Origin of the sequence: Novosphingobium sp. SL115 (assembly GCF_026672515.1) — a bacterium.
Classification (GTDB): Bacteria; Pseudomonadota; Alphaproteobacteria; order Sphingomonadales; family Sphingomonadaceae; genus Novosphingobium.
The window spans coordinates 185,521-209,032 of the sequence record NZ_JAPPRG010000002.1 but is presented as its reverse complement, the minus strand read 5'-3'; the positions used below and the strand labels follow the sequence as shown (position 1 = coordinate 209,032).

The following is a 23,512-nucleotide window of genomic DNA, read 5'->3' as shown; positions in this document are numbered from 1 at the left end:
TCGCGAGGGCGCGGTATGGCGTTAAACCACGGGCCTTCTGGCCCGCAGCGCCTGTGCCAGCGTGCCTTCGTCCAGATAATCCAGTTCGCCACCTACCGGCAGGCCATGGGCAAGCTGCGTCACGCGCACCGCCGCGCCTTCCAGCCGTTCGGCAATGTAATGCGCGGTGGTTTGACCTTCCAGCGTGGCGTTCATCGCCAGCACCACTTCATCGATGCCGCCTTGCGACACCCTGTCGAGCAACTGGCCGATGGTCAGGTCTTCAGGTCGCACGCCTTCCAGCGCGGACAGCCGCCCGCCCAGAACGTGATATTTGCCGGTAAACAGCCGCGCCCGGTCCAGCGCCCACAGGTCGGCCACTTCTTCGACCACGCAGATCGATCGGGCATCGCGGCGCGGATCGGCGCAGATGCCGCAGGGGTTGGTGGTGTCGACATTGCCGCAGGTCTGGCATTCCACCAGCAATTCCTGCACTTGCGTCAATGCGTTCAGCAATTGCGGCAGCGCCGTTTCGCGGCGCTTGATAAGCCACAGCACCGCGCGCCGCGCCGAACGCGGCCCCAGCCCCGGCAGACGCGCCAATGCGCCCGATAATGCGTCGATCTCTTGCGATGCCATCGCCGCACAGATAGGGCCGGGGACGGTAAACGGAAGGGCCTTTTCCAGCTTATGCGCATCATCTTCATGGGAACGCCTGATTTCGCCGTGCCCACACTGCAAGCGCTGGTTGCCGCCGGGCATGACGTGGTCGCCGCCTACAGCCAGCCGCCGCGTCCCGCGGGCCGGGGTAAAAAGCTGCAACCCTCGCCCGTGCATCTGGCGGCGCAAGCGCACGGCATCGAAGTCCGCACGCCTCTCAGCCTGAAAGGCGCAGAGGAACAGGCGGCTTTTACAGCGCTGAATGCCGATGTCGCGGTGGTCGCGGCCTATGGCCTGATCCTGCCGCAGGCGGTGCTCGATGCGCCGCGTTCTGGCTGCCTGAACGTCCACGGCTCGCTCCTGCCGCGCTGGCGTGGGGCTGCGCCGGTGCAACGCGCGATCCTTGCGGGCGATGAAGCCACCGGCGTCACCATCATGCAGATGGAGCGCGGTCTGGATACCGGCCCGATGCTGGCCAAGGTGGAAACATCGGTTACGGGCAAGACGGCGGGCGATCTGACCGCGGAGCTGGCGGCCAAGGGCGCGGATCTGATGGTTGAAGTGCTGGCCGATCTTGCCGCTTATCCGCCGGTGGTCCAGCCTGAAGAGGGCGTCACCTATGCCCACAAGATCGACAAGGCCGAAAGCCGCCTCGATTTCACCCGCGATGCGTCGGACGTGGAACGCCAGATCCGCGCGTTCGCGCCTGCGCCGGGGGCGTTCTTTGAACTGGAGGACGAGCGGTATCGCGTGCTGGCGGCAAACGTGGCTGATGGTCAAGGCGCGCCGGGCACCACGCTTGACGATGGGCTGACCATTGCCTGCGCCCACGGGGCCATCGTGCCTGCAGTCATCCAGCGCGCGGGCCGCCCCGCGATGGATACTGCCTCGCTGCTGCGCGGGCGTGCCATTCCGGCGGCGACCGTGCTGGTATGACCCGCTTTGCCCTGACGCTCGAATGGAATGGCCTGCCCTACATGGGCTATCAGCGCCAGTCGCACGGCCCCAGCGTGCAGCAGGCGGTGGAAGATGCCGTCCATTCCGTGACGGGCGAGACTGTCGCTGTCCACGCTGCGGGCCGCACCGACACTGGCGTCCATGCGCTGGCCATGCGCGCCCATTTCGATCTGTCGCGCAGTTTCGATCCGTTCCGCATGATGGAGGCTTTGAACGCCCGGCTGCGCATTGCCAAACATTCGGTGGCGGTGATCGATTGCGTGGAAGTGGCCGAAGACTGGCACGCGCGCTTTTCCTGCCTTGGTCGCGCCTATGAATATCGCATCATCTGCCGCCGCGCGCCTTTGACGCTTGAGGCGGGCCGGGCATGGCGCATCGCCCGCCCGATTGACCATGAAGCGATGCACGAGGCGGCGCAGAGCCTTGTCGGCCTGCACGATTTCACCACGTTCCGGTCGGCCCATTGCCAGTCGGCCAGCCCAGTGAAAACGCTGGACCGGCTGAACGTGCGCCGGGAAGGAGACCGTGTGATCGTAGAGGCCGCCGCGCGCAGCTTTCTGCACCATCAGGTGCGCTCGATGGTCGGCTGCCTTGCGCTGGTGGGACAAGGACTTTGGGCCGTGGATCAGGTGGCACAAGCGCTGGCGGCAAAAGACCGTAGCAAATTAGGACTTAACGCGCCGCCGGAAGGTCTATACTTCGTCCGGGCAATATATCCCGGAGAGTAAAGCATGACCCAGCTTCGCGGCCAGCGCATCGTTTCGCAGCTTGATGCCGATGGCACCCTGACCGTTTCGGTGCAGGATTTCGACGTGCCCACACCCAAGGGCAGCGAAGTGGTGATCCAGGTTGAGGCAACGCCGATCAACCCGTCCGATCTTGGCCTGCTGTTCGGCCCGGCAGACGTGACGGGGGCGCAGTTCAGCCCCGGCAAGATCGTGGCGCAGATGCCCGAACCTGCCGTGCGCGCCATGGCCGCGCGGCATGGCGCGGCGATGCCGGTGGGCAATGAAGGCGCGGGCACCGTTATCACGGCGGGCGATGCGCCTGAAGCGCAAGCTCTGTTGGGCAAGCGCGTCACCTGCTTCCCCGGCGGCATGTATGCCACCCATGCCGTTGCCGATGCGCGCATGTGCCTTGAACTGGCAGAAGGCGTCACGGCAGAGCAGGGCGCGTCCGCCTTCGTCAACCCGCTGACCGCGCTCAGCTTTACCGAAACCATGCGCTATCACGGGCACAAGGCGCTGGTGCACACGGCGGCGGCGTCCAACCTTGGGCAGATGCTGGTGAAGATCTGTCAGGCCGATGGCATCGGCCTGGTCAACGTGGTGCGCAGCCCGGCGCAAGTCGCCATTCTGAAAGCGATTGGCGCTGAACATGTGGTTGATTCATCGCAGGACAGCTTCCTTGCCGATCTGGCCGCTGCCATCGAAGCCACCGGCGCGACCATGGCGTTCGATGCCATCGGCGGCGGAAAGCTGGTCAGCCAGATCCTGACCGTGATGGAGCAGGTGTCAAACAAGGGCGCGGCCTATAGCCGCTACGGCTCGAATGCACCCAAGCACGCCTTCATCTATGGCGCGCTCGACCTGTCGCCCACGGTGTTGACGCGCAATTTCGGCTTTGTCTGGGATGTGTCGGGCTGGCTGCTCACGCCATGGATGGGCAAGCTGGGGCCAGAGATCGTCGACAAGATGCGCCGCCGGGTGATGGCTGAACTGACCACGACCTTTGCCAGCCATTACAAGGCCAAGGTCGGGCTGGAACAGGCGCTCACGCCGGAAGCTGCGCTGGACTATAACGCCCGCCGCACTGGCGAAAAATACCTGATTACGCCCAACGGCTGACGCTACGAAAAAGGCCCCCGCAACGCAGGGGCCTTTTCATTTCCGGCATCGGTGCAGAAGGTCAGCCCCGGTGTGCGACGCTTTCGGGCAAGTCCTTGCCGAACACGCGCTGGTAATATTCGGCCACCAGCACGCGCTCCGTCTCGTCGCACTTGTTCAGGAACGACAGGCGGAAAGCAAAGCCGATATCGTTGAAGATCTTGCTGTTCTGCGCCCACGAAATCACCGTGCGCGGGCTCATCACCGTCGAAATATCGCCGCCGATAAAGCCTGCGCGCGTCAGGTTCGCCACGCGCACCATGTCGGCCACCACCTTGGGATCAAGGTCGGGCATCTTCTTCGACACGATTTCCACTTCGGTCGAATCGGGCAGATAGTTCAGCGCGACGACCAGATTCCAGCGGTCCATCTGGCCCTGGTTGATCGCCTGCGTGCCGTGATACAGCCCGCTGGTGTCACCCAGACCCACCGTGTTGGCCGTGGCGAACAGGCGGAAGTGCGGGTTGGGCCGAATCACGCGGTTCTGGTCAAGCAGCGTCAGCTTGCCTTCGGTTTCCAGCACGCGCTGGATCACGAACATCACGTCCGGGCGGCCCGCGTCATATTCGTCAAACACCAGCGCGGTCGGCGTCTGCAGCGCCCACGGCAGCAGACCTTCGCGGAATTCCGTCACCTGCAAACCATCGCGCAGGACAATCGCGTCACGACCGACAAGGTCGATACGGCTGATGTGCGCGTCAAGGTTGATGCGGATGCACGGCCAGTTCAGCCGCGCTGCCACTTGTTCGATGTGAGTCGATTTGCCAGTGCCGTGATAGCCCTGCACCATCACGCGGCGGTTGTAGGCAAAGCCTGCAAGGATCGCCAGCGTGGTGTCCGGGTCAAACACATAGGTTTCATCGGTATCGGGCACACGTTCGTCTGCGCGCGAAAACGCGGGGACTTTCATGTCGATATCGATGCCGAAGGTTTCGCGGACATCAATTTGCGTGTCGGGCGCGGCGAGCAGCGTCGTCGCGTGGCTGTTCGGAAGGTCGCTCATCGTCATCCCGCCTATACGGGCGGGCGCGGCGCTGCAATAATCTTTCCGACAGGTTGGCCGTCGATGGGAGAGAATTTCGATGAAGCTCTATGGTGCGCTGCTTTCGCCATTCGTCCGCAAAGTGGCGGTTGTCGCTACGGAAAAGGGCGTTTCCTATGAACTGGCGCGGGGTGGGCCGGGCAATCCTGACCCGGATTTTCTTGCCGCCAGCCCTTTGGGGAAGATTCCCGCGATCGATGACAATGGCTTCACCTTAGCCGATTCGTCGGCCATCGCGCTCTACCTTGATGCGCAATACCCCGGCCCCCGCCTGCTGCCCGATGATCCGCAATTGCGTGGCAGGGTGATGTTCTTCGATGAATTTGCCGATACCGTGCTGGGCGCGGCTGGACTGAAAATCCTGTTCAACCGGCTTGTCGGGCCAAAGCTGCTGAAGGTTGGCGGTGATGAAGCCGTCGCGCTTCAGGGTGAAGCGGAACTTCCGCGCTGGCTGGAATGGCTGGAATCCACCGTGCCCGATCAGGGCTGGCTGGTGGGCGATACCTTCACCCTTGCCGACATTTCGGTGGCGTCGATCTTTCGCACACTGGCCTATGTTGGCCACGGGGTCGATGCCGCCGCCCGGCCAAAGACGGCAACATGGTATGCCCGCGTCACCCAGCGCCCGGCATGGGCCGTGGTGGCCGCGCAGGAAGATGTCATGGCGGTCAGGATCATGGCTATAGCTGCCGCCTGATCCTTGACGGGGCACGGCCCGTCGGCAGGGGACTCGCAATACCGGCCATTCACGATAAGCTGGCTTTCAGGAAAGAAGCCGGAGAGGAGTGAGGCTCATGTCCTATATCGACGGGTTCGTGCTGGCGGTGCCCACCGCCAATCGTGAAAGATACCGCGAAGTCGCCAGCAAATGCGGGGCCATGCTGTTGGAACACGGCGCGCTGCGCGTGGTCGAAGGCTGGGCTGACGATGTGGCCCACGGCAAACGCACCGACTTTTACCGGGCGACCGAAGCCACCGCGGACGAAACCGTGATGTTCAGCTGGATCGAATGGCCCGACAAGGCCACGCGCAATGCCGCCCACGCCGCAATGGAAAAGGCCATGGCGGAATCGAATGAGCTCATGGACATGCCCTTTGACGGCGCGCGCATGATTGTCGGCGGATTCACACCTCTGCTATCGCTGGAGAAACCGGTATGAGCCGCCCGGTCCCGTTCTGCTGGTATGAACTGATGACGACCGACGCCGAAGCGGCGGGGGCATTCTATGGCAAAGTCATCGGCTGGACTCTTTCGCCTGCCAACCCGTCCTCGCCCATGGATTATCGCATGATCCTGCGCTGCAACGGCGCGCCCATCGGCGGCCTGTTGCAACTGACGGCCGATATGCAGGCGGGTGGGGCGCGGCCTGCGTGGGTGCCCTATCTTGCCACCGAAGATTTCGACGCGGCGCTGGGCGCAACCATGGCAGATGGCGCCCGCGCACTGATGCCCCGCACCGACATTGCCGAAGGCAGCTTTGCCATGATGCTCGATCCGCAAGGCGCGCCGTTCTATCTGATGAAGCCGCAGCCGCCGGAAGGTAGCCCCGATGGGCAAAGCCATGCCTTCAAGGCGGATGGCGTGCAGCACGCCCGCTGGAACGAATTGTCCACCACCGACCCCGTTGCGGCCAGGGCGTTCTATGCCCGCCACTTCGGCTTCGGTTTTCACAATTCCATGCCCATGGGCGATGCCGGCGAATATGCCTTCATCGATTTCGATGGGCAGGCGCTGGGCGCGATCATGCCCATCATGGACCCGTCGCGCCCGCCCGCGTGGTTGACCTATTTTGGCGTGCCGTCGGTCATGGCGGCCAAGGTGGCAGTGGAACAGGCCGGCGGCACGGTGATGACAGGTCCGCATGAAGTGCCCGGTGGCGACTGGATCGTCGTCGCTACCGATCCACAAGGTGCGGTGTTCGGGGTCGTTGGTCCTGAAGGAGAATGAACATGGCTGGCTCTACCCCGCCCGTAACCTTGTGCTTGTGGTACAACGGCGATGCAGATGAGGCCGCCAGCTTTTACGCCGCCACTTTTGACAACAGCCAGTTGGGCGCGATCACGCGCGCACCCACCGATTTTCCCGGCGGGCAGGCGGGCGCGGTGCTGACGGTCGAATTTACCCTGCTCGGCATACCCTGCATCGGCCTGAATGGCGGGCCGCAGTTCCCGCACAGCGAAGCCTTTTCGTTTCAGGTGGCAACCGACACCCAAGAGGACACCGACCGCCTGTGGAACGCCATTGTCGGCAACGGGGGTGCAGAAAGCGCATGCGGCTGGTGCAAGGACAAGTGGGGCCTTTCATGGCAGATCACCCCGCGCGCGTTGACTGCGGGGATGACCGATCCTGATCCGGCTGTCCGGCAAAAGGTATTCGAAGCGATGATGACCATGCGCAAGGTCGATATCGCCGCCATCGAAGCGGCAAAAGCAGGATAAGCGGCCATGCTGGAACTCTATGGCCACCCGTTTTCGTCCTATACGTGGAAGGCGTTGATTGCGCTTTACGCCAATGGCACGCCGTTCACCTTCCGTGCGCTTGGGCCTGACTATCCTGAAAACTATGCGCGGGTGCAGGCCGCCAGTCCGGCGGGCAAATTCCCGCTGCTGGTTGATGGCGATGTGGACGTGTTCGAAGCCAGTGTGATTGTAGAATACCTTGCGCTGCATCACCCCGGTCCGGCACCGCTGATGCCGTTAGACCCGGCAAAAGCCATCCGCACCCGGATGATCGACCGCGTGTTCGACAATTACGTGATGAACACCATGCAGGAATGTGTCGACGACGTAATCCGCAATGGCGCGCTGTCAGACGAAGTGCGCGCCCGCGTGGCCGAACGGCTCACACGGCATTATCGCTGGATCGATAACTGGCTGGCCGATTATGCTCAGCCTGCCACCATCAGCCTGATCGAATGCGCGGCTGCCCCGTCGCTGTTCTATGCCGATTGGGTGCATCCCATCCCCGATGATTGCCCCCGCCTGCGTCAGTGGCGGGCGCATCTGTTGGCATTGCCCCCGGTATCGCGCTGCGTCGAAGATGCGCGGCCCTATCGTCACTTCTTCCCGTTGGGCGCGCCTGACCGGGACTGAACGAATCCCAAGGATAATTGCGATGCACGAACTGTCGATCACCCGCCACATCGCCGCGCCGCCGGAAAAGGTATGGGATGTCCTTGCCAATCGGCAGGAGGAATGGTGGTGCCCAAAGCCGTGGTGGATCACCATCATCGAACAGGATCGTCGCCCCGGCGGGCGCAGCGCGATGATGATGCACGGCCCTGATGGCGAAGAAATGCCGCAGGACGGCATCTATCTGGCGTGGGATGAAGGCCGCCGTTTCATCGCCACCGATGCGGTGACCGCCGACTTCGTGCCCTCCGGCCCGTTTATGATCGGCATCTGGGAAATTGCGCCTGAAGGCACCGGCACCCGCTATACCGCCAGCGCCCGCCACTGGACCGAAGAGGCCATGCACCAGCACGCCGAAATGGGCTTTGAAGCGGGCTGGAGCGCCTGTGCTGACCAGCTTCAGGCCTTGTGTGAACAAGACTGAGTGTGAAGTGGCCTGAGAACCGGACCGGACGCATCTTCTTGCTGTGACGCTGGAACTGTCACGCATGACCGCTATGCTGGGTCTTTACCTTGAGGGGGAACTGCGATGAGCCTGTTCGATTCCATTCTGGGCCAGGTGGCCGGCAATGTTGACGTAAAGAACCTTGCCGCCAAGGTGGGGATCGATCCTGACACCGCCGAAAACGCCATCGCTGCACTGGCCGCCGGCCACCAGTCGAAGGGTGACACCATCGAAACCGCTGCCGCCAATTCGGGCCTCGATGCCTCGAAGCTGCAGGAAATCGTCGGCCATATCGGCGGCGAAGGCTCGCTTGCCAGCTTCGCCTCGATGCTGGGGCAGAACCCCGACGCCCTGCAAAAAGTGACCGCCTTTCTCGACAAGGATGGCGACGGCAACCCGCTGAACGATCTGGCGGGTATGGCCAAGGGCCTGTTCGGCGGCTAACGCGCGCTGATGCTGGATGCTGCGCTTTCCCTGATGATGCTGGCCGCCATCGCCCTTGTCGGCGGTGCGGTGTTCCTGCTCCGCCGGGGAGAGCGCAAGCGTCCGGTCCTGATGCTCACGCTCGCAGGCGTCATGGTGATGAACCTCATCATCTGGACCCTGCCCGATCCCAATGGCGATACTCTGGCGCAGGCTGCCAAAGAGGGCAGGACCGAATAATCACCCCAGTTCGATGCACCCGCCATCGACGCACAGGTCCACGCCGTTGATAAAGCTGGCTTCCTCGCTTGCCAGAAACAGCACCGCACGGGCCACTTCCTCAGATGTTCCCATGCGGCCAATCGGCACCACGGACGAAAGCATGTCGCGCATCCCCTGAATTTCTTCGGCGCTGGCATCGCGCTTGAAGATTTCGGTGTCGGTCGGGCCAGGGCTGACCATGTTCACGCGGATGCGGCGCGGCAACAGCTCCTTGCCCACGATCCGTGCCATGGCCCGCAGGCCCGCCTTGGCGGCGGCATAGGCGACATTGCCGGGCACGGCGGCCATCGAACCGATCGATCCGGTGATGATGATGGACCCGCCATCGCGCATCAGCGGCAGGGCTTTCTGGATGGCGAAAAACGCGCCGCGCAGGTTCACGCTGTGAATCTGGTCCCAGAACTCCGGGGTCACATCGGGCACCATGGCAAAGCCGCCCACTCCGGCGTTCACAAACAGCACATCGATGCCGCCCAGCCCGTCATGGAGTTCGTTCAGGGCGCTTTCGGTGTCGTTCAGGTCACCCATGTCCGACCGGATGCAAAGGGCGTTCAGTTCCTCTGCAATGGACTGTAAACTCTCGACATTCCGGCCCGTAATCGCCAGCTTCGCGCCTTCGGCGGCAAACATCCGCGCCGCTGCCAGTCCAATTCCGGCGGTGCCACCCAGCACCGCCACGCACCTGTTGTCAAAACGCATGAATTGCCTTTCAGAACATGGTGTTGGTATTGGCAGCGGTTTCCGGCACGGGCGAAAGCACATCCCAGTGTTCCATCACCCGGCAACCTTCGACCCGGAAGATATCCACCACCGCAAAACCCCGCTTCGCCGCCGCATCGCCGTTCTCCATCCAGCCATGGCTGTGGACCGCGACAAGGTTTCCGTCGGCGATGATGCGGTGGATCGTGGTCTTCTGGCCGGGATTGTCGGTCACGAATTTCTCAAGGAATCCAATGGCGGCATCGCGTCCGGTGGCAGCATAGGGATTGTGCTGGATATAGCCGGGATCGACCCAGTTTTCGAAGGCGGAGCGCACCTTCTTCTGGATGTAGAATTCATCCATGAACTGGCTGACCACCTGCCTGGGGCTGAGCTTGCAGGTCTTGGTTTTCGCTTCGGCAGCGGTGCCTGTCAGGGCAAGTGCAATGGCGACAGCGGTAATCAGACGCATCGTATTTTCTCCCGTCAAAACATGCTGTTGGGGTTAACTGGATATTCTGGCACATCCTGAATTACATCCCAGTGTTCCACGATCATGCCATCTTCCACGCGGAAGATATCGACTACCGCCAGCCCGGCATCGCCCGGCCAGCGCACCACATGGGTATGGGTAATCACGTGATCGCCATCCACGAAACTGCGGTGGATTGTCTGCCGGGCATCGGGCGATTCCGCGCGAACGCGGTCCAGAAAGCCTTTCAGCGCGGCTACGGACGGTTCTGCCAGTGAACTGTGCTGGACATATTCCGGTGCGATGTAGCGGTCGACGGCGCTGCTATCCATCGCGATCAGAACCTTGTGATACATCTCAAGCACAAGGTCGTGGTTGACCTGTTCCGCGCTTGTGCGGACCATCTGCTCTCTCCCCTTTATTTATAACATTTGGTAGAGTATGCATCGTCTCAAGAAGGCCGTCAAAGCCTCATTTTCAGATGTTTGGGAGATTCGATGACCCGCGCAGAGCTTTACGCCGTGCTTGACCGCTTTCTGGCCGCGCTGAATGCGCGTGATCCGCACGCGCTCGATTGGGCACCCGGTGCTTATCACAGCGAAAACAACGTCATGTTGGAAATCGGTGACGGCGTTTGGGGCACGATTGACCGGCTGGGCGATTACCAGCTGCGCTTTGCCGACGTGAAAACGGGGCAGGTCGGATACTTCGGGACGGTGATCGAACCCATTGAGGAATCGGCCTTTACCCTGCGTCTGGCGGTGAATGCGGCAGGCCAGATCAGCGAGTGTGAAATGCTGATCGTCCGCCAGTCCGACAGCGGCATCAAGTTTGAAAACTGCCGCTATTGGGACAAGCCGATCCTGCACACCGCGCCCAAAGCGCCAGTGGACCGCGCCGAAATGGTGCGCCTGTCCAACGGCTATTTCGATACGCTCCAGCGCAATGACGGCACCATCCACACCAAATTCCACCCCGATTGCAACCGCGTGGAAAACGGTGTTCAGACCACGCGCAATCCCGAATTTGCCAAGATCGTGCCGGTGTCGGCGTTGGGCTGTGAAGAGCAGTTCCGCATGGGCAACTACCGCTATGACGACGATTTGCGCGCGCGCCGCTTCCCGCTGGTGGACGAAGAGCGCGGGCTGGTGCTGGCTTTCGGCTTCATCGACCATTCGGGCCGTCTGCGCGAATACCAGCTTACCGATGGTCGCACCGTGAAAAGCCCGGTCCTGCGTCCGCACAGCTTCTATATTTCCGAACTGTTCAAGATTGACCAAGGCATGATCGAACAGATCGAGGCGAACTTCATCACCGTGCCCTATCGCATGCCAAGCCCGTGGGATTGCCTGTGATGCGGGCGGCGCTTGCCAGCCTGTTCCTTGGGCTTGCGGCCTGTTCGCTTGGCGGCGCGGCACCTCTGGCTGAAGGCGCAGGCAGCCAGTGGACCAATCCCGGCGGCGATTCCGGCAAGACCCACCATTCGCGCCTGACCGCAATCAATGCCGAAAACGTCGGCCAGCTTGGCCTTGCGTGGGAAGTGGAACTTGGCACCACGCGCGGGCAGGAAGCGACGCCGGTGGTGGTCGATGGCGTGCTTTACACCTCGGGTACCACAGGTCGCGCCTATGCCTTCGATGCGGCGACGGGCAAGGAACTGTGGCGGTTCGAACCTGAAGTCGACATGCAGGTCAACCGCACCGTCTGCTGCGATATGGTCAACCGTGGCGTCGCCGTGGCGCGGGGCAAAGTCTTTGTCGCCGCGCTGGATGGGTGGATGTATGCGCTGGACGCCAAAACCGGCGCAGTGGTGTGGAAGGCCGATTTCATCGAGGACCGCCGCCGGGGCGACAATTCCACCGGCGCGCCCGAAGTGGCGGGCGATGTTGTGGTCATCGGCATGAGCGGCGCGGAATACGACGTGCGCGGCTATGTCACCGCGCTCGATCTCGATACCGGAAAGCTGCGCTGGCGCTGGCACGTCATCCCGCATGACCCGAAGTTGGGACCGCAGGAAACCCCCGAACTCGAAGCCGCGCTGAAGACGTGGGACGTCAACAGCCGCTGGGACATTGGCGGGGGCGGTTCGCCATGGGATGCGATCAATTACGATCCCGAAACCGGGCTTGTGCTGGTGGGCACCGGCAACGGCGGTCCCTATGCCACGTCGAAGCGGTCACCATCGGGCGGCGACAACCTCTATCTTGCCAGCATCGTCGCCATCGATCCCAAAACCGGGCGGATGAAGTGGCATTATCAGGAAACCCCCGGCGACAACTGGGATTTCACCGCCACCCAGCCGATGATCCTGACGCGGATGAAGGTGGATGGCGAAGACCGCCCGGTGCTGTTGCACGCGCCCAAGAACGGGTTTCTCTACATTCTTGACCGGCGCGACGGAAAGCTGCTGCGCGCCAATCCCATCGTGCGCACCAACTGGGCCAAGGGGATTGATCCCAAGACTGGCCGCCCGATCCTTGACTCGGAAGCGGCCGATTATACCACCGGGCCGAAGATCGTGTTTCCCGCCACCACCGGCGCGCGCAACTGGCATCCGGCCAGCTATGATCCGGCCACCGGGCTGTATATCGGCGCGGTGCTGGACATGGGGAACCTGATCTTCATGACCGAGGGGCAGAAACCCTATAAGGCGCGCGGATTGAACAACGACGCCGCGCTGATCTTCACGCCTGATGTAAAGGCCGCGCTGGACACCTTCCCGCCCGTCTTTGCCGACGCCGTGCGTAAGACGCCGGCCTATGCCGAAGCGCTGAAGAACCCCGCCAGTGCGCAAGTCCGCGCCATCGATCCACTGACAGGCAAGACCGTGTGGGCTGCCGATACCGCAGGCTGGCAGGACCGGGGCGGGGTGCTGACAACGGCCAGCGGCCTTACCATCTATGGCGGCGTTACCGGCAAGCTGTTCGTGCGCGAAACGAAGACGGGCAAGCTGTTGAAGGAAATCGACATCGGCACCGCGATCATGGCCGCGCCGATGACCTATGAGGTGGGCGGCGTCCAATATGTCGCGGTCATGGCTGGGTGGGGCGGGGGCGGCTATCCGTTCGTGCCGCGCTATTCCGCCGCATATACGCGCGGCAACATGAACCGGTTGCTGGTCTTCCGTATCGGCGGCGGCAGGGTGCCGGTGCCCGATCTGCTGCCCGCGCTGGAAGTCGCACCACAAGCGCCCGTTCAGGCCCCCGGCGTGACGGCGGCAACCATCGCGCGCGGGCAAGGGCTGTTCTTCGGCAATTGCGCCATCTGCCACGCCAACCAGCCACGCTCGATCACGCCGGACTTGCGCCGGATGCAGCCCGCCACGCATGAGGCTTTCCGCGACATCGTGCTGGAGGGCCTGCTGGTGCCCAATGGCATGCCGCGCTGGAACGATATCCTGAAGCCTGAGGACGCGGACGCGATCCACGCCTATCTGATCGACCTGCAAGGCCAGACCCGCAAGGACGAACTGGAAAAGCAGAAGGCAGGAAAGCCGCTCGACGGGCCAAGCCTGACCATTCTTTCGAATTATTGAGGCCGATATGGACTTCTCCACGCTCGACAATCCCCGTCTTGAATTTGCCTTTGCCTGCCGCTTGCGTTTTACCCGCGTACAGATGGTGCCCGACCTGCCTTCGGGCGGGATGCGCAGCGCGGTTTATGTGGATGAAGGCGAGTTCGAAGGGCCGCGCCTGAAAGGCCGCGCGGTGCCCAATTCGGGCGGTGACTATGCCTTCTTCCGCCCCGACGATACCGCTGTGTTCGACGCGCGCTATATGTTGGAGGTCGATGACGGCACGCTGATCTACATGCAGAACAAGGGATTTCTGTGGGGGCGTGAGCCGGGCACGATGGACCGGTTGCGTAGCTGGGCCTTTGCCGGGGGGGAACCTGTGCCCCACGCTGAATATTACCTGCGTGCCCAGCCCACCTTTGAAACCAGTAGCGGCAAGCACGACTGGCTGACACGCCACATCTTCATCGGTGTTGGCGAACGCAAGCCGGATGGGAACTACGTGAAGTATTACGCGCTGACCTGACCACTTGACGGCAAGCGTTCTGCTGCTACAAATAATAACAATTGTTAGAATAAGAATGACGGGAGAATCCATCCGGTGAAGCTGCACCTGCCCCCCCGCGTCAGTCCCAAACAGTTCCAGACCGCGATGACCGCCTTTGCCGGTGTCGTGGGCAAGGCCTGGGTGATGGACTCCGATGCCGATCGTGATGCCTATGCCGATACCTATGCCCCCGGCACGACCGAGGAATGGCCTGCATCCGCCGCTGTCGCGCCCGCCAATGTTGATGAAGTGCGCGCCATCGTGCGGCTGGCGAACGAACACAATATTCCGCTGTGGCCCGTCGCGCGCGGTAAGAACCTTGGTTACGGTACCGCTGCACCGCGCATGGAAGGCACCGTTGTCATGGACCTTGGGCGCATGAACAAGGTGCTCGAACTCGACCATAAGCTGGCCTATTGCGTGGTGGAACCGGGGGTCGGGTTCTTTGACCTGTATGACCTGATCCAGCGTGAAAAGGCGCCGTTGTGGATGTCGGTCCCTGGCAATGCGTGGGGGTCCGTTCTGGGCAACGCGCTGGAGCACGGCATCGGTTACACCTCTTATGGCCTGCACGCGCGCAACCTGTGCGGGATCGAAGCGGTGCTGCCCGATGGCGATCTGGTGCGCACCGGCATGGGCGCGATGAAGGACAACCCTTCGTGGCACCTGTTCCCGATGAGCTATGGCCCGACCTGGGATCTGGCGTTCTCGCAATCGAACCTGGGCATCGTGACCAAGGCGGGCGTTTGGCTGCAACCCGCGCCTGAAACCTCGCTGGAAATCGTGTGGGATATTCCGGCGGTGGACGATATCGGCTGGGTGGTCGACACCATTACCCCGCTCAAGATTTCCGGCCTTATCGACCAGAACGTGTTCATCCCTTCATGGCTGGGCAAGATGGTGCTGAAAGGCCAGCGCAAGGATTTCTGGGACAAGCCCTCGGCCATTCCTGAATGGCGGGTGGAAGAACTGCTGAAAGAGCACAAGCTGGGCTACTGGCAGGTTGCGTTGCGCCTCTATGGCGAAGAACCGGTGGTCAAGGCGCGGGCCGAAGTGGTCAAGGCGGCGATGAAGCGCAATCTTGCTGCCGCGCCGCAGGAACATTGGTGGCGGCAGGGTGATCCCATAGGCCAGTATGAAACCACCATGGGCGTGCCCTCTGCTGTGCCGTTGCAGATGTCCGACTGGATCGGCGGGCGCGGGGCGCACATGGGCTTTTCGCCCGTGGTCCCGGCCACCGGCAAGCATGTGCTGGACCAGATGCACCGCAGCCGCAAGATCATCGCGGACTTCGACGTCGACTTCTATGCCAGCTTCACCATCGGCGGGCGCTTTGCCAACAACGTCAACATGTTGATGTATGACCGCGACAATGCGGACGAAGTGGTCAAGATGCGCAAGCTGTTTGACGCGCTGATCGTGGAAAGCGCCAAGGCGGGCTATGCCGAATATCGCACGCACCTTGGCTGGATGGACCCGGTGATGGAAACGTTCGATTTCAACGGCCACGCGCTGCGCCGCTTTGACGAAAAGGTGAAGTCCGCGCTTGATCCCAATGGCATCATCGCGCCGGGCAAACAGGGCGTCTGGCCCGCCAACTATGCCGATCAGCGCGGCAAGGCCTATAAGGGAGGGCAGTAAGATGAAGCGCATCCTGCTGACCGCCGCCGTCCTTGCCATGGGGGCTGCTGCCTATGCCGCGCCGCCTGCGGGTGGGCCACCGCCCCCCGCCGGAGGCCCACCGCCAATGCCGCCTTATATGCTGCGCCCGGTCGAACCCGTGGGTGACCGGTTGAAGCCCGGCGGCGATGGCAAAGTGCTGTTCGAAGTGCATTGCGGCTATTGCCACCTTCCCGGCGGCATGGGCACCAACCTGTTGACCAAGCAGCAGATGATGGCGGGCAATCCACCTGAAAAGGGCCTGCTGTCCAACCGTGACGATTTGACGGGCGATTATGTGAAAGCCGTGGTCCGCATGGGCAAGGGCGCGATGCCGCAGCAGACCAAGGTGGATCTGACGGATGCGGAACTTGATGCGGTTGCCAAGTATCTGGGGAAGGCTGGCTGATGCGCGTTAGCAGACGCTCCATGCTGAAAGGCGGGGCCATTGCCGGATCGGCGCTGGCCATGCCTGCTGCCGCTGCGGCGATCGAGGCTGGCGCTTTGCCGGTGGTGGTGTTCGACAGCCGCATTCCGGAATCCGCAGCCTTTGCCGCAGGCCAAGCAGGGGTGCGCACCATCGACCTTGCCCATGGGGTAGAGGCGGGCTGGCGCGCGCTGGGCAATCCCGCACGGGTGGTGGGCCTGACGCGATGGAGCGACTGGACGGTCCTGCGCGGTGCGCTGGAAGAAAAGGGCCTGCGTGCAGATCACGAAGCGCGCAGCCCCGCGCCCTTGTCGGGCCGCGACCATCTGTTCCGCTGGACCATGGCCGCGCGCTGACGGTCCTGTCCCTGAGGGCGGGACAGAAAAAGGGCATGTTCCTTCGGGAATGTGCCCTTTTTGCCTATGTGCTGCGTTGCGCGTGGTGAAACCCTGCAAAACCGGCCCGTGCAACCTTGGTCCGTCCCGCACAAAATGTCTCTCGCGCAGGGTTGACCCGCGCTCCCGCTTATTTAGTATGCAACACTAACAATTTCCGGCGCGACCGGAATCGGGAGAGAGGCGAGATACGGGCGATGGACGAGGTAACCCTCTATCACTGGGAGCCAAACGCCAATTCGGGCAAGCCGATGCTGGCGCTGATGGAAAAGGGCGTGCCTTTTTCCAGCCATTACATCGACATGCTGCAGTTCGACCAGCACAAGCCCGAATACCTTGCAATCAACCCGCAGGGCACGATTCCGGCGATGACGCATAACACCCCCGGCGGGGTGAGGGTGCTGGTCGAAAGCACCGCGATCATGGAATACGTGAACGAGCAGTTTGCGGGGCCAGACCTGATGCCTGCCGATGCGCAGGATCGCTGGCGGGTGCGCTGGTGGATGAAGTTCATGGATCAGTGGCTTGGTCCAAGCTTCTCGATGATCGGGTGGAGCGTGTTCGTGGGGCCAATGGTGCGCCAGCGCGATCCGGCAGAGCTTGAAGCCGCGATTGACCGTATCCCCCTGCCCGAACGCCGCACTGCATGGCGCAAGGCGATCAGCGGCGCGTTTTCAGAGGCTGAAATGGCTGAAAGCCGCCGCCGCGTTGGTCTTGGCATTGCCCGGCTGGAAGAGGAACTGGGCAAGCGGCCCTATGTCGGATCGAACCATTATACCCTGGCCGACATCAACATCTTCAACAGCACGTATTCGCTGCCGCTGTCGCAGCCTGACCTTGCGGGCAAGGACAAGACGCCGAACATCATGCGCTGGCTGAAACGGGTCTATGCCCGCGACGCTGTGAAGAAGACATGGGCCATGGGCAAGACCGACCTTGCCAGTCGATATGGCCTTATCATGGCGGAGATCGAGGAATGAGCGCGGTTCTCTATCACGGGCAGCCCAACGGCGCCTCGCTGACGGTTCTGGCCGCTCTGGAAGAGGCAGGGCTGCAAATCGAATGCCGCATGATCGACCTGCTGGCCGGTGCACGCCATGCGCTGCCCGACCTTGCCGAAAGCATCGCGCTGGACCTTGGCATCGAAGGCGAAGGCCCGGTTTTGGTGGTCGATGGCGAGGCGATGACCGAATCCGTGTTCCTTGCCCAGTATATTGATGAAGCGGCGGGCGGTGCGGGTTTGCAGCCCACTGATGCTTACGCCCACTGGGAAATGATGATGTGGTGCCGCCAGATGACCGAGCGGCTTTCGCCTGCTGCGGCGCTGTTGGGCAATATGGCCACGTCGATGGCGCAGGTTGGCGCAATTCCGGCCGCAGATTTTGCCGTGGTGACGGGCCGTATCGTGTCCGATGACCTGCGCGACCGTTGGCAGGCGCTGCACGATGGCCGCATCGATGCCGCACAAGTTGCTGACAGCGAAGCGAAGATCGTGGCAGCGGTCGAGCGTTGCGAAAAGCAGCTGGCAGATGGACGCGATTGGCTGATGGGGCCGTTCTCGATTGCCGATCTGGTCACCTATTCATGGCTGGCGGGCATGGCATCCATCCAGCCTGCCGCCTTTGCCAATGCGCCGCAAACGTCGGCGTGGCTTGCCCGTGTTGCTGCCCGCCCTTCAGTGGTTGCCGCGCTTGCACGCGCCACTGTTTCCGATCCGCTCCGCGCTTGGGCGCCGGGGCCTGAAATCAACCGTTGGGGATAACCAATGCGCGCCATCGACTATTTTGACCGCGGCCACGACCGCAATCCGAACCGGCTTGCCATCGTCGATACCGAAACGGGGCTGAAGCTGACCTTTGCCGAAACCAAGGCCCTGTCCGAACGCATCGCCGCCGCGCTGCAAAAGGGCGGCTTTGAAAATCAGGATCTGCTGGGCCTTTACGGCCCGAACGATGGTATTTTGCTGGTTGTGTTGCTGGCAATGTGGCGCGCCAACGGCAAATGGATTCCGGTCAATACCCGCAACGCCATCGATGCCAATGCGGGCTATATCAATTATGTCCGCCTGAAATGGATGGTCTATCATTCGTCCAAGGCGGACGAAGTGGAGCAGTTGAAGGCGCTGTGCCCCACGCTTCAGCACTTCGTCTGTCTGGACAAGCGCATGGGCGACGATCCCAGCCTTGAAGAGTTCATGGCTGGCGTTTCCGAGGCCGATTTTGTGGAACCTGAAGTCGATGCTTTCGGCAACTTGATGGACATGGTTGGCATCTTCCCCACCGGCGGCACCACTGGTCCGTCAAAGGGCGCGAATGTCACCAACCTTGGCTGGGGTACGATGATCGAAACGGCGGCCGATGCCATGGGTGGCCGCACCGACGATCCGGTCGCGCTCGTATCGGCACCCATCACCCATGCCGCAGGTCCGATTGCGCTTTCCACGATGAGCCTTGGCGCAACGCAGGTTATCCTGCCCGGCTTCGATGCCGAAGACGTGCTGCGCACCATCGCGGAATACAAAGTCACGCACATGTATCTGCCGCCGACTGCGCTCTATCAGCTCATGGCCTCGCCTGAGATTGGCCAGCACGACTATTCGTCGCTCAGGATCTTCATTCTGGTCGGTTCGCCGTGCAGCCCTGAAAAACTGCGGCAGGCGGTGGAAATTTTCGGGCCGTGCATGTGCCAGTCCTATGGGCAGGTAGAATGCCCGATGATTGTCGCGTGGTTCCCGCCCGAAGATGTGGCGAAATTTGCCAAGGAAGCGCCCGAAAAGCTGGCCTCGTGCGGCAAGGTTTCGCGCTCCATCCGAGTCGCGCTGCTGGATGACGACGGCAACCATGTCGGACTGGGCGAAGCGGGCGAAATCTGTGCGCGGGGGGCGTTGGTCACCCATTCCTATTTCGAAAAGCCTGAAGAAACCGCCGAAGTGCGCAAATTCGGCTGGCACCATACGGGCGATGTCGGCAAGTTTGACGAGGACGGGTATCTCTACATCGTCGACCGCAGGAAGGACATGGTTGTGTCCGGCGGCTTCAACGTATTTACCGCCGAAGTCGAGGCTGCCGTAACGGAACTGTCCGCCGTGAAGGAGGCCTGCGTGTTCGGCATCCCGCATGAAAAGTGGGGCGAGCAGGTCCATGCCGTGGTCGTGGGCGAAGGCATCACCGAGGCGGAGATCATCGCCTATACCAAGGAAAAGCTGGGCGGGGTCAAAGCGCCGAAATCTGTCAAGTTTGTGGACTCGATTCCGCGCACCGCAGCGGGCAAGATGGACAAGAAAGCATTGCGCTCGCCCTATTGGGGCGGATCGCAGCGCATGGTGAACTGATCCGGCGAACCGGACTGTCTGGAGAGGGTTGAAGATGCGTTTTGATCGCAAGTTGCAATTGATGCTGGCCGGAACGCTGGCGCTCGCGCTGCCGCTCGCCGCGTGCAGTATGGCCACCAGCGCGCAGGGTGGTGTCACTGCGGAAAGCATCATGGCTGCCGATGGCGCCAACTGGCTGTCTTATGGCCGCACTTACGATGAACAGCGCTTCAGCCCGCTGACCCAGATCACGCCCGCAAACGTCAGCCAGCTTGGCCTTGCGTGGTTTGCCGATATGGACACTGCGCGCGGTCAGGAAGCCACCCCGCTGGTCATCGATGGCAAGATCTACATCACCACCGCATGGTCCAAGGCCAAGGCCTATGACGCGCTGTCGGGCAAGCTGTTGTGGGAGTTTGACCCCAAGGTGCCCGGCGAAACGGCGGTAAAGGCCTGCTGCGACGTGGTGAACCGGGGCATGGCCGCGTGGGGCGACAAGCTTTACTTTGGCACGCTGGACGGACGGTTGATCGCGCTGGACCGCGCCACCGGCAAACAGGTGTGGTCTACCGTCACGGTCGATCAGTCCAAGCCCTATACCATCACCGGTGCGCCGCGTGCGATTGGCGGGCTTATCATCATTGGCAACGGCGGCGCGGAAATGGGCGTGCGCGGTTATGTCACTGCCTATGACGCGCAAACTGGTAAGCAGGTCTGGCGGTTTTACACCGTGCCCGACATGCCGGGGAAGAACGACGAAGAGTATCTGAAGAAGGCCGAAGCCACTTGGAAGGGCGAATGGTGGAAGCTGGGCGGCGGCGGCACCGTCTGGGATGCCATGGCTTACGACCCTGAGCTTGACCTGCTCTACATCGGTGTCGGTAACGGCAGCCCGTGGAACCAGTCGTATCGTTCACCCGGTGGTGGCGATAACCTCTACCTGTCATCCATCGTGGCGATCCGCGCGAAGACCGGCGAATATGTCTGGCATTTTCAGGAAACGCCGGGCGAAACGTGGGATTTCACCGCCACCCAGCACATCATCCTTGCCGATCTCCAGATTGATGGAAAACCGCGCAAGGTGCTGATGCAGGCACCCAAGAACGGCTTCTTCTATGTGCTTGACCGCACCAACGGACAGTTCATTTCGGGCAATGCCTATGCCCCGGTGAACTGGGCCAAGGGGCTGGACGCCAATGGTCGCCCAATTGAAAATCCCGAAGCGCGCTATGACAAGACGGGCAAGCCGTTCATCAGCACGCCGGGCGCGGCGGGCGCGCATTCATGGCACCCGATGGCCTATGATCCGACCAACCGGCTGGTCTATATTCCGGCGCAGTTTGCGGCCTATCCCTATTTCCCCGATCTGAACTGGAAGCCGCAGGCGGTGGGCTTCAACGTCGGGCTGGACAATGCCGCTGGCGCCATGCCCGCGATCAAGGAAGCGCGCGATGCGGCAAGGGCCGCCACCACCGGCGCTGTCGTGGCGTGGGATCCTGTCGAGAAGAAGGAACGCTGGCGCATCCCGTTTGCAGGACCGTGGAACGGTGGCCTGCTGGCAACCGCTGGCGGCCTGCTGTTTCAGGGCAACGCCAAGGGCACGTTCGCGGCCTATTCGTCGAAGGACGGCAAGGAACTGTGGTCGTTCCCGGCGCAGACCGGTGTGGTCGCCGCGCCTATCACCTTCACCGCGGGCGGCGAACAGTATGTCGCCGTGCTGGCAGGTTGGGGCGGAGTCTGGCCGCTGGCGACCGGCATTCTGGCCGACAAATCCGGCCCTGTGCGCAATGTCAGCCGCCTGCTGGTGTTCAAGATGGGCGGCAAGGCCAAGCTGCCTGATGCCGCGCCGTTTGAAAACGTGCCGCTTGACCCGCCCGCCGTTACCGGCACGCCTGCCACCATTGCGCAGGGCAATGCTCTTTACGGTCAATATTGCAACGTCTGCCACGGCGATGCGGCCATTGGCGGCCTGCTACCCGATCTGCGCCGCAGCGGCGTGACCGCCGATGCCGCCACATGGCAGTCGGTGGTGCATGATGGCATCCTGAAGGACAACGGCATGATCGCGTGGAACAAATACATGACGAAGGAGCAGATCGAATCAATCCGCCACTACGTCATCAAACGCGCAAACGAGGACAAGGCGCTGGAAACGCGCTGAGAGATTGCTATACCATAGAGCAATCATAACGGAACGGAGAGACTCATGACGCATCTTTATCCGAATCTCATCAATGGTGAGCTGGTCACGACCGAAGCCTCGCTTGATGTCGTCAACCCGGCGAACGAGCAGGTCGTGGGTCGCGTCCCGGCCTGCGGCGCTGCCGAACTGGACCGCGCTGTCGCCGCCGCACGCGCCGCGTTCAAGACCTGGTCGAAGACCCCGGTGGAAGAACGCCGCGCCGTCATCCGCGCCATGGCCGCAGCCGTCGAAGCGAACTTCGACGAACTCTATCGCCTGCTCACCAGCGAACAGGGCAAGCCGCATCATCAGGCGCAGCACGAAATCGGTGCCAGCGCCGCGATCATGAGCGCGCAGTCCACCCTGACCCTTGAAGAGACGATCAACGAAGACAGCGAAACCCGCCTCAGCCGCACGCGCCGCGTGCCGGTGGGTGTGGTCGCCGGGATCGTGCCGTGGAACTTCCCCGTGCTGATGGCGGTGCAGAAGATTGCTCCGGCGATCCTTACAGGCTGCACCATCGTCCTTAAGCCGTCGCCCTTCACGCCGCTGACCACGCTGAAGTTTGCAGAGCTTATCAAGGACATCGTGCCTGCGGGCGTGGTCAACATCATCACCGGCGAAGATTCGCTTGGGCCGTTGATGACCTCGCACCCCGATATCGACAAGATTACCTTCACCGGCTCGACTGCCACCGGCAAGCGCATCATGGAAGGTGCTTCCAAGGATCTCAAGCGCATCACGCTTGAACTTGGCGGCAACGATGCCTCGATCGTGCTGCCCGATGCCGATGTAGCGAAGGTGGCCGAACAGCTTTTCTGGTCCAGCTTTACCAATGCCGGCCAGATCTGCGTCGCTGCCAAGCGCGTCTATATCCACGAGGATATCTATGACGAGATGAGCGCCGCGATTGCCGAATATGCCAAGGGTGTGACGGTCGGTGACGGTGCCAATCAGGGCACCGGTGTCGGTCCGATCCAGAACAAGAAGCAGTTCGAGCGGGTCTGCGAACTGATTCAGGACGCCAAGGATAATGGCTACAAGTTCCTCGTCGGCGGTGATGTCGATCCGTCGGGTTCGGGCTATTATGTGCCGATCACCATTCTCGACAACCCGCCTGAAGACGCGCGCATTGTGGCCGAGGAACAGTTCGGCCCGGTCATGCCGCTGATGAAGTTCTCGACCGAAGAGGAAGTCATCGCGCGCGCCAACAACTCTGACTACGGTCTTGCAGGGGCAGTGTGGACCAAGGACACCGAACGCGGCGTGGCCATTGCCGAACAGCTTGAAACCGGCACGGTGTGGATCAACGAATTCCTCCACCTTTCGCCGTTCGCGCCCTTCGGTGGCCACAAGCAGTCGGGCTTTGGCGCCGAATACGGCATCGAAGGCCTCAAGGAATTCACCTACAGCCAGGTGATTACGGTCAAGAAGGACGCGCTGGTCTGATGACTTCCAGCCCTCTCCCCTGAGGGGAGAGGGCTGGAAGAGGGGCGAACCA

The 23,512-nt window shown here is 62.1% G+C and carries 27 protein-coding genes; 22 read left to right on the top strand and 5 right to left on the bottom strand.

Annotation, left to right across the window (positions count from 1 at the left end):
• Positions 1–21 precede the first annotated feature (21 nt).
• Complete coding sequence (gene recR / locus OVA07_RS02505) at positions 22–618, bottom strand: recombination mediator RecR (protein ID WP_268169894.1); 597 nt, start codon at positions 616–618, stop codon at positions 22–24.
• Positions 619–669: 51 nt separating this feature from the next.
• Here recR and fmt point away from each other — a divergent pair, with 51 nt between their 5' ends.
• Genes fmt through OVA07_RS02490 form a run of 3 tightly spaced genes read left to right on the top strand, consistent with a single transcriptional unit; the run spans position 670 to position 3,443 of the window.
• The gene (gene fmt / locus OVA07_RS02500; RefSeq protein ID WP_268169893.1) at positions 670–1,575 is read left to right on the top strand and encodes a methionyl-tRNA formyltransferase; all 906 of its coding nucleotides are present in this window, start codon (positions 670–672) and stop codon (positions 1,573–1,575) included.
• On the top strand, positions 1,572–2,324 hold the full coding sequence (truA, locus tag OVA07_RS02495) for a tRNA pseudouridine(38-40) synthase TruA (protein ID WP_268169892.1): 753 nt from the start codon (positions 1,572–1,574) through the stop codon (positions 2,322–2,324). Before fmt ends, truA begins: the two co-directional genes overlap by 4 nt.
• Positions 2,325–2,327: 3 nt before the next feature.
• On the top strand, positions 2,328–3,443 hold the full coding sequence (locus tag OVA07_RS02490) for a zinc-binding dehydrogenase (protein WP_268169891.1): 1,116 nt from the start codon (positions 2,328–2,330) through the stop codon (positions 3,441–3,443).
• A 61-nt stretch (positions 3,444–3,504) separates the two neighbouring features.
• Here the strand turns inward: OVA07_RS02490 and cobS are convergent, their stop codons facing one another.
• Positions 3,505–4,485 carry a cobaltochelatase subunit CobS gene (gene cobS, locus OVA07_RS02485; RefSeq protein WP_268169890.1) on the bottom strand — a complete coding sequence of 327 codons (981 nt, stop codon included), beginning with the start codon at positions 4,483–4,485 and terminating at the stop codon, positions 3,505–3,507.
• Between the two features lie 79 nt (positions 4,486–4,564).
• On the opposite strand from cobS, the gene OVA07_RS02480 reads away from it, so the two are divergent.
• From OVA07_RS02480 to OVA07_RS02445, 8 genes are all read left to right on the top strand, one after another.
• Complete coding sequence (locus OVA07_RS02480; RefSeq protein WP_268169889.1) at positions 4,565–5,221, top strand: glutathione S-transferase family protein; 657 nt, start codon at positions 4,565–4,567, stop codon at positions 5,219–5,221.
• Between the two features lie 97 nt (positions 5,222–5,318).
• A complete protein-coding gene (locus OVA07_RS02475; protein ID WP_268169888.1) occupies positions 5,319–5,684 on the top strand; it encodes a DUF1428 domain-containing protein in 366 nt (121 codons plus the stop codon).
• Positions 5,681–6,472: a VOC family protein gene (locus tag OVA07_RS02470; protein WP_268169887.1), complete on the top strand. Its 792-nt coding sequence runs from the start codon at positions 5,681–5,683 to the stop codon at positions 6,470–6,472. Before OVA07_RS02475 ends, OVA07_RS02470 begins: the two co-directional genes overlap by 4 nt.
• A 2-nt stretch (positions 6,473–6,474) precedes the next feature.
• Positions 6,475–6,963, top strand: coding sequence for a VOC family protein (locus tag OVA07_RS02465; RefSeq protein ID WP_268169886.1), 489 nt, complete (start codon positions 6,475–6,477; stop codon positions 6,961–6,963).
• Positions 6,964–6,969: 6 nt separating this feature from the next.
• On the top strand, positions 6,970–7,617 hold the full coding sequence (locus OVA07_RS02460; RefSeq protein ID WP_268169885.1) for a glutathione S-transferase family protein: 648 nt from the start codon (positions 6,970–6,972) through the stop codon (positions 7,615–7,617).
• 22 nt (positions 7,618–7,639) lie between these two features.
• A complete protein-coding gene (locus OVA07_RS02455) occupies positions 7,640–8,080 on the top strand; it encodes an SRPBCC family protein (RefSeq protein ID WP_268169884.1) in 441 nt (146 codons plus the stop codon).
• A 105-nt stretch (positions 8,081–8,185) separates the two neighbouring features.
• Positions 8,186–8,545, top strand: coding sequence for a hypothetical protein (locus tag OVA07_RS02450; protein ID WP_268169883.1), 360 nt, complete (start codon positions 8,186–8,188; stop codon positions 8,543–8,545).
• A 9-nt stretch (positions 8,546–8,554) separates the two neighbouring features.
• On the top strand, positions 8,555–8,764 hold the full coding sequence (locus OVA07_RS02445) for a hypothetical protein (RefSeq protein ID WP_268169882.1): 210 nt from the start codon (positions 8,555–8,557) through the stop codon (positions 8,762–8,764).
• Here OVA07_RS02445 and OVA07_RS02440 read toward each other — a convergent pair whose 3' ends face one another.
• From OVA07_RS02440 to OVA07_RS02430, 3 genes are read right to left on the bottom strand one after another with little or no spacing between them, the layout of a single operon-like run.
• Positions 8,765–9,505, bottom strand: coding sequence for an SDR family oxidoreductase (locus OVA07_RS02440; protein ID WP_268169881.1), 741 nt, complete (start codon positions 9,503–9,505; stop codon positions 8,765–8,767).
• 10 nt (positions 9,506–9,515) lie between these two features.
• On the bottom strand, positions 9,516–9,977 hold the full coding sequence (locus tag OVA07_RS02435; RefSeq protein ID WP_268169880.1) for a nuclear transport factor 2 family protein: 462 nt from the start codon (positions 9,975–9,977) through the stop codon (positions 9,516–9,518).
• 14 nt (positions 9,978–9,991) lie between these two features.
• Positions 9,992–10,381, bottom strand: a complete 390-nt coding sequence (locus OVA07_RS02430; RefSeq protein WP_268169879.1) for a nuclear transport factor 2 family protein — start codon at positions 10,379–10,381, stop codon at positions 9,992–9,994.
• 93 nt (positions 10,382–10,474) lie between these two features.
• On the opposite strand from OVA07_RS02430, the gene OVA07_RS02425 reads away from it, so the two are divergent.
• The 11 genes from OVA07_RS02425 (at position 10,475) to OVA07_RS02375 (ending at position 23,460) form a co-directional block, all read left to right on the top strand.
• The gene (locus OVA07_RS02425) at positions 10,475–11,332 is read left to right on the top strand and encodes a hypothetical protein (protein ID WP_268169878.1); all 858 of its coding nucleotides are present in this window, start codon (positions 10,475–10,477) and stop codon (positions 11,330–11,332) included.
• Positions 11,332–13,512 (top strand): PQQ-dependent dehydrogenase, methanol/ethanol family, encoded by a 2,181-nt coding sequence (locus OVA07_RS02420; protein ID WP_268169877.1) that lies wholly within the window; start codon positions 11,332–11,334, stop codon positions 13,510–13,512. The genes OVA07_RS02425 and OVA07_RS02420 overlap by 1 nt, the downstream gene beginning before the upstream one ends.
• A 7-nt stretch (positions 13,513–13,519) precedes the next feature.
• The gene (locus OVA07_RS02415) at positions 13,520–14,017 is read left to right on the top strand and encodes a DUF3237 domain-containing protein (protein ID WP_268169876.1); all 498 of its coding nucleotides are present in this window, start codon (positions 13,520–13,522) and stop codon (positions 14,015–14,017) included.
• Positions 14,018–14,092: 75 nt separating this feature from the next.
• Positions 14,093–15,679 (top strand): FAD-binding oxidoreductase, encoded by a 1,587-nt coding sequence (locus OVA07_RS02410; protein ID WP_268169875.1) that lies wholly within the window; start codon positions 14,093–14,095, stop codon positions 15,677–15,679.
• A 1-nt stretch (position 15,680) separates the two neighbouring features.
• Positions 15,681–16,106, top strand: coding sequence for a c-type cytochrome (locus OVA07_RS02405; RefSeq protein ID WP_268169874.1), 426 nt, complete (start codon positions 15,681–15,683; stop codon positions 16,104–16,106).
• A complete protein-coding gene (locus tag OVA07_RS02400) occupies positions 16,106–16,480 on the top strand; it encodes a hypothetical protein (protein ID WP_268169873.1) in 375 nt (124 codons plus the stop codon). The genes OVA07_RS02405 and OVA07_RS02400 overlap by 1 nt, the downstream gene beginning before the upstream one ends.
• 236 nt (positions 16,481–16,716) lie before the next feature.
• Positions 16,717–17,499: a glutathione S-transferase family protein gene (locus OVA07_RS02395; RefSeq protein ID WP_268169872.1), complete on the top strand. Its 783-nt coding sequence runs from the start codon at positions 16,717–16,719 to the stop codon at positions 17,497–17,499.
• Positions 17,496–18,281: a glutathione S-transferase family protein gene (locus tag OVA07_RS02390; RefSeq protein WP_268169871.1), complete on the top strand. Its 786-nt coding sequence runs from the start codon at positions 17,496–17,498 to the stop codon at positions 18,279–18,281. Before OVA07_RS02395 ends, OVA07_RS02390 begins: the two co-directional genes overlap by 4 nt.
• Positions 18,282–18,284: 3 nt before the next feature.
• Entirely contained in the window at positions 18,285–19,850 is a 1,566-nt protein-coding gene (locus OVA07_RS02385) for a class I adenylate-forming enzyme family protein (RefSeq protein WP_268169870.1), read from the top strand.
• 34 nt (positions 19,851–19,884) lie between these two features.
• A complete protein-coding gene (locus tag OVA07_RS02380; RefSeq protein WP_442789608.1) occupies positions 19,885–21,990 on the top strand; it encodes a PQQ-dependent dehydrogenase, methanol/ethanol family in 2,106 nt (701 codons plus the stop codon).
• A gap of 45 nt (positions 21,991–22,035) precedes the next feature.
• Positions 22,036–23,460 (top strand): aldehyde dehydrogenase family protein, encoded by a 1,425-nt coding sequence (locus OVA07_RS02375; RefSeq protein ID WP_268169869.1) that lies wholly within the window; start codon positions 22,036–22,038, stop codon positions 23,458–23,460.
• The last annotated feature ends 52 nt before the right edge of the window (positions 23,461–23,512 follow it).

Excerpts from the sequence above, each read along its gene's own strand:
- OVA07_RS02395 (WP_268169872.1), top strand. The coding sequence starts at position 16,717 with ATGGACGAGGTAACCCTCTATCACTGGGAGCCAAACGCCAATTCGGGC.
- OVA07_RS02400 (WP_268169873.1), top strand. The coding sequence starts at position 16,106 with ATGCGCGTTAGCAGACGCTCCATGCTGAAAGGCGGGGCCATTGCCGGA.
- recR (WP_268169894.1), bottom strand. The coding sequence starts at position 618 with ATGGCATCGCAAGAGATCGACGCATTATCGGGCGCATTGGCGCGTCTG.
- OVA07_RS02415 (WP_268169876.1), top strand. The coding sequence starts at position 13,520 with ATGGACTTCTCCACGCTCGACAATCCCCGTCTTGAATTTGCCTTTGCC.
- fmt (WP_268169893.1), top strand. The coding sequence starts at position 670 with ATGCGCATCATCTTCATGGGAACGCCTGATTTCGCCGTGCCCACACTG.
- OVA07_RS02440 (WP_268169881.1), bottom strand. The coding sequence starts at position 9,505 with ATGCGTTTTGACAACAGGTGCGTGGCGGTGCTGGGTGGCACCGCCGGA.
- OVA07_RS02470 (WP_268169887.1), top strand. The coding sequence starts at position 5,681 with ATGAGCCGCCCGGTCCCGTTCTGCTGGTATGAACTGATGACGACCGAC.
- OVA07_RS02385 (WP_268169870.1), top strand. The coding sequence starts at position 18,285 with ATGCGCGCCATCGACTATTTTGACCGCGGCCACGACCGCAATCCGAAC.
- OVA07_RS02430 (WP_268169879.1), bottom strand. The coding sequence starts at position 10,381 with ATGGTCCGCACAAGCGCGGAACAGGTCAACCACGACCTTGTGCTTGAG.
- OVA07_RS02375 (WP_268169869.1), top strand. The coding sequence starts at position 22,036 with ATGACGCATCTTTATCCGAATCTCATCAATGGTGAGCTGGTCACGACC.
- OVA07_RS02455 (WP_268169884.1), top strand. The coding sequence starts at position 7,640 with ATGCACGAACTGTCGATCACCCGCCACATCGCCGCGCCGCCGGAAAAG.
- OVA07_RS02490 (WP_268169891.1), top strand. The coding sequence starts at position 2,328 with ATGACCCAGCTTCGCGGCCAGCGCATCGTTTCGCAGCTTGATGCCGAT.
- OVA07_RS02480 (WP_268169889.1), top strand. The coding sequence starts at position 4,565 with ATGAAGCTCTATGGTGCGCTGCTTTCGCCATTCGTCCGCAAAGTGGCG.
- OVA07_RS02435 (WP_268169880.1), bottom strand. The coding sequence starts at position 9,977 with ATGCGTCTGATTACCGCTGTCGCCATTGCACTTGCCCTGACAGGCACC.
- truA (WP_268169892.1), top strand. The coding sequence starts at position 1,572 with ATGACCCGCTTTGCCCTGACGCTCGAATGGAATGGCCTGCCCTACATG.
- OVA07_RS02425 (WP_268169878.1), top strand. The coding sequence starts at position 10,475 with ATGACCCGCGCAGAGCTTTACGCCGTGCTTGACCGCTTTCTGGCCGCG.
- OVA07_RS02390 (WP_268169871.1), top strand. The coding sequence starts at position 17,496 with ATGAGCGCGGTTCTCTATCACGGGCAGCCCAACGGCGCCTCGCTGACG.
- OVA07_RS02445 (WP_268169882.1), top strand. The coding sequence starts at position 8,555 with ATGCTGGATGCTGCGCTTTCCCTGATGATGCTGGCCGCCATCGCCCTT.
- OVA07_RS02465 (WP_268169886.1), top strand. The coding sequence starts at position 6,475 with ATGGCTGGCTCTACCCCGCCCGTAACCTTGTGCTTGTGGTACAACGGC.
- OVA07_RS02420 (WP_268169877.1), top strand. The coding sequence starts at position 11,332 with ATGCGGGCGGCGCTTGCCAGCCTGTTCCTTGGGCTTGCGGCCTGTTCG.
- OVA07_RS02405 (WP_268169874.1), top strand. The coding sequence starts at position 15,681 with ATGAAGCGCATCCTGCTGACCGCCGCCGTCCTTGCCATGGGGGCTGCT.
- OVA07_RS02380 (WP_442789608.1), top strand. The coding sequence starts at position 19,885 with ATGCGTTTTGATCGCAAGTTGCAATTGATGCTGGCCGGAACGCTGGCG.
- OVA07_RS02450 (WP_268169883.1), top strand. The coding sequence starts at position 8,186 with ATGAGCCTGTTCGATTCCATTCTGGGCCAGGTGGCCGGCAATGTTGAC.
- cobS (WP_268169890.1), bottom strand. The coding sequence starts at position 4,485 with ATGAGCGACCTTCCGAACAGCCACGCGACGACGCTGCTCGCCGCGCCC.
- OVA07_RS02475 (WP_268169888.1), top strand. The coding sequence starts at position 5,319 with ATGTCCTATATCGACGGGTTCGTGCTGGCGGTGCCCACCGCCAATCGT.
- OVA07_RS02460 (WP_268169885.1), top strand. The coding sequence starts at position 6,970 with ATGCTGGAACTCTATGGCCACCCGTTTTCGTCCTATACGTGGAAGGCG.